This window comes from Bacillus pseudomycoides DSM 12442, from assembly GCF_000161455.1.
GTDB classification, from domain to species: Bacteria; Bacillota; Bacilli; order Bacillales; family Bacillaceae_G; genus Bacillus_A; species Bacillus_A pseudomycoides.
This window is the reverse complement of the sequence record NZ_CM000745.1, coordinates 5,569,792-5,570,229: the sequence shown is the minus strand read 5'-3', so window position 1 is coordinate 5,570,229 and position 438 is coordinate 5,569,792. Positions and strand designations below refer to the sequence as shown.

The following is a 438-nucleotide window of genomic DNA, read 5'->3' as shown; positions in this document are numbered from 1 at the left end:
GTATTGGAAGCTGCTGTACAAAAGAAAGATAAAGCAGAGTTAAAAGAGGGCCTAAATGATCTAATCACTACAATTAATACAAATTCAAAAGAAGTTACAGAAGTAATTAAGATGTTACAAGACTTTAAAGCAAAACTGTATGACAATTCTACAGGGTTTAAAAATAATGTTGGTGGCCCAGATGGGCAAGGTGGATTAACGGCACTATTAGCCGGAAATAATGCCCTGATTCCACAACTGCAAGCTGAAATTGAGAAGCTACATTCTACTCAGACAGAGCATTTTAACAATGTATTAGCATGGTCAATTGGTGGTGGATTAGGAGCATTCATTTTAGTTGCTGCAGCCATTGCAGGAGGAGTAGTAATTGTTGTGACTGGCGGTACAGCAACACCAGCTGTTGTTGGTGGCCTTGCAGCTCTTGGTGCAGCTGGTATT

1 protein-coding gene is annotated in these 438 nt (G+C 40.0%); it reads left to right on the top strand.

Going from position 1 to position 438, the window contains the following annotated elements:
• Window positions 1–438 (top strand): HBL/NHE enterotoxin family protein (locus tag BPMYX0001_RS28165; RefSeq protein WP_157753685.1); only part of this gene is annotated, 438 nt, incomplete at both ends.